Raw genomic sequence first — 3,383 nt, forward strand, 5'->3', positions numbered from 1 at the left:
CTGACACGGAATTCCACTGGTTTTTAGGATTTTTATCAGACTAACTTCCACTTCTACTAACAGCGGAACTTCGTTTGGGAATTTAGCTCATAATGATTAATAATATAGTTCACCATCTCCTCCATATCTGCTTCAGATAAAGGTAATTCCCAGTTTGTTGTTTCCATTTTAAGAAAAGCATCACTGACTTTAGTTATTGTATAGCAATCTTTAAAAATTGGAATTTTTTTAGATTGTTCAAATAATATGCCTATTCTATCATATAAGACGTGAAGTTCTTTACTATTTGGATCAATATCAAAAGACTGTAAAGAGATTAAGATGTCATTTCCTTTATATGACAAATCAATCCACAGGTGATTTGATAAATCATATGGTCTAGATAATCTACTACCCGAGGTATATTTTTTAGATCCTCTGCATCCTGAATATTGATTTCTTGTGTTATATGGTTTATCTTTTGACTTAGTAAAAAGATAATTCCCTTCATTATCTTTCTTCTTTGTAATGAAGTTTATTATTATTTTTCTCTCTTCTGTTCTAGCGCTCTTATATGCTTCTTTTATTTTTAGAAATTCTTCTTTATTCATGCAATCCCCTAACGTAATGTTGAAGTTTTATACGTCTAAAACCACTCACTCCAAAGAGCAAGTGGTTGCTTTTTATTTTTCTAACAAGCTGAGCGCTTCAGCATCTGCGATGATGGTCACATCTGGGTGATTTTGTAAGCTACTTGCTGGTAGACTCTCAGTCACTGGGCCAGACACTGTTCCAGCAATGGCTTCTGCTTTTGATTCACCGTAAGCAAAGAGAAGGATTGACTTGGCATCCAAGATATTTTTAATCCCCATTGAAATGGCTTGGGTTGGGACGTCTTCAATCTTGTCAAAAAAACGAGCATTGGCTTCAATAGTAGACTGGTCCAGTTCTACTAAATGCGTTTGACTGTCAAATGGAGTACCAGGTTCATTAAATCCGATATGCCCATTTCGACCAATTCCCAAGATTTGGAGGTCAACTGGATGGTCAGCCAAAATTTGGTTGTAGCGTTCAACTTCAGCTTCAGCATTGTCCTTAACCCCACGAGGCAAGAAACTTTCTTTAAATGGTTTTTGGTTAAACAAGTTTTCTTGCATAAAGTAACGATAAGACTGTGGGTTGTCCCCGTCAAGCCCTACATACTCATCAAGGTTGACACTGGTTAGATTTGAAAAATCAAGGTCACTTTCAACGATTTCCTTGTAAAATTCAAGCGGACTGCTTCCTGTCGCAAGTCCCAATGTTTGAGCACCATTTGCCAATTTTTCCTTCAAAATCTCAAACGCAACTTTTCCACCTTCAACTTGGTTTTCAACTTTAATAACTTTCATCTTTTCATCCTCCGTTTTAATCTATATTCATTATATGGTATAGACCAATTTTTGTCAAGTGAAAACGATTTAATTTCTAAAAAAAGAGCGTCCAAACTTGAAACATGTTATAATGGATAGGATTAGAACTTAGAAAGAATGAACAGATATATGAATACAGCTGATTTTGATTTCCACTTGCCTGAGGAATTGATTGCCCAAACGCCCCTTGAAAAACGGGATGCCTCTAAACTTCTCATCGTCAACCGTGAGACGGGTGAAATGCAGGATAAACACTTCCACTCTATTATTGATATGCTTGAACCTGGTGATGCCCTTGTCATGAACGACACCCGCGTTCTCCCTGCCCGACTCTATGGTCAAAAGGAAGAAACTGGAGGTCATGTGGAACTTCTCCTGCTTAAAAATACTAATGGAGATGAGTGGGAAGTTCTGGCTAAACCTGCCAAACGTCTCAAGGTCGGTACTCGTGTCAGCTTTGGTGATGGCCGTCTCAGCGCTGTCGTGACGGAAGAATTGACCCACGGGGGCCGTATTGTCCGCTTTGAATACCAAGGAATTTTCCTAGAAGTCTTAGAAAGTCTGGGTGAAATGCCTCTGCCACCTTATATCCACGAAAAACTGGATGATCGTGAACGCTATCAAACTGTTTACGCCAAGGAAAGTGGCTCTGCTGCAGCACCTACTGCTGGTCTCCACTTCACCAAAGAACTGCTGGCAGAAATCCAAGCTAAAGGAGTTCATCTAGTCTATCTGACTCTTCATGTCGGACTCGGAACCTTTAGACCCGTTTCTGTTGACAATCTGGACGAACACGAAATGCACTCAGAATTCTATCAACTTTCTGAGGAAGCAGCTGCAACCCTTCACTCTGTCAAGGAAAATGGTGGTCGTGTCATCGCTGTTGGAACCACTTCTATCCGCACCTTGGAGACTATTGGTTCCAAGTTTGATGGACAGATCCAGGCAGATTCTGGCTGGACCAATATCTTTATCAAACCTGGCTATGAATGGAAGGTTGTCGATGCCTTCTCAACCAACTTCCACCTGCCAAAATCAACTCTGGTCATGTTGGTTTCTGCCTTTGCAGGTCGCGAATTAGTCTTAGATGCCTACCACCATGCCATCCAAGAACACTACCGCTTCTTTAGTTTCGGTGACGCCATGTTTATCTATTAATTTTCATAATCAAAAAAACGCATATTATCAGGTATTAAATCCTTTGGTGCTCTAAGCTTTTCTAATGATAGACAAGGTCGCAAAAAAGTCTGAAAAGCTCTCAGAATCGTTGTCTCAGCACCAAAAATACGTGAAATTTGCATAATTAAAATAAATTTCAGGGGGAGTTATACAAAAAAACGACGATTTAAATCGTCGTTTTGCTGAGATAAATATGCAATCTTTTTTTGAAAATACGTCTATTTATTTTTTATTGTTTTTTATTGTACTGCAGACCCAAGCGAATGAACATAGGTTGTAAAAAGCAAATGAAAAAACTGCGAGGATAATAGCTCCTGTATCTAAATAACCCTTTTCAAGGCCTTTTTTCAACAACAACAAGCCTGTAGTTTCAATAACGATCAAACATAAAAATATATAAAAAATTTTCGCCTTAAGCATATTGTTACCGCTTTCTTTTTATTTGGTTTTAATGAACATAGGTTGTAAAAAGCAAATGAAAAAACTGCAAGGATGATAGCTCCTGTATCTAAATAACCTCTTTCAAGACCGTTTTTCAACAACAACAAGCCTGTAGTTTCGACAAAGATCAAAAATAAAAATATATAAAAAATTTTCGCATTAAGCATATTGTTACCGCTTTCTTTTTATTTGGTTTTATTGTATAACAAAAGTTGAAAAAAATCAAAAATACAAAGGAGTTTCCGTTATGTCTAAGATGTTTAAATCATGTGTTTGCTAGTTATGTCTATTTTCTGTATGTCTAGCATTTCCCCGTCGCTTGTTGTTTTTGCTGATGATAGCTTATCGGCAAACTCTAAAGTTGTATCTGGT

Annotated in this window: 4 protein-coding genes; 1 reads left to right on the plus strand and 3 read right to left on the minus strand. The window is 37.7% G+C overall.

Going from position 1 to position 3,383, the window contains the following annotated elements:
- Window positions 1-56 precede the first annotated feature (56 nt).
- A complete protein-coding gene (locus CJ239_RS08185; RefSeq protein WP_102211200.1) occupies window positions 57-590 on the minus strand; it encodes a hypothetical protein in 534 nt (177 codons plus the stop codon).
- Between the two features lie 72 nt (window positions 591-662).
- Window positions 663-1,370: a glucosamine-6-phosphate deaminase gene (locus CJ239_RS08190; RefSeq protein WP_033683351.1), complete on the minus strand. Its 708-nt coding sequence runs from the start codon at window positions 1,368-1,370 to the stop codon at window positions 663-665.
- 150 nt (window positions 1,371-1,520) lie between these two features.
- On the opposite strand from CJ239_RS08190, the gene queA reads away from it, so the two are divergent.
- Window positions 1,521-2,549 carry a tRNA preQ1(34) S-adenosylmethionine ribosyltransferase-isomerase QueA gene (queA, locus tag CJ239_RS08195; protein ID WP_102211201.1) on the plus strand — a complete coding sequence of 343 codons (1,029 nt, stop codon included), beginning with the start codon at window positions 1,521-1,523 and terminating at the stop codon, window positions 2,547-2,549.
- A gap of 243 nt (window positions 2,550-2,792) precedes the next feature.
- On the opposite strand, the gene CJ239_RS12390 is transcribed toward queA, so the two are convergent.
- Window positions 2,793-2,990 (minus strand): hypothetical protein, encoded by a 198-nt coding sequence (locus CJ239_RS12390; protein WP_102211202.1) that lies wholly within the window; start codon window positions 2,988-2,990, stop codon window positions 2,793-2,795.
- Window positions 2,991-3,383: the final 393 nt, after the last annotated feature.

It is taken from the genome of Streptococcus sp. UMB0029 (assembly GCF_002871495.1).
Taxonomy (GTDB): domain Bacteria; phylum Bacillota; class Bacilli; order Lactobacillales; family Streptococcaceae; genus Streptococcus.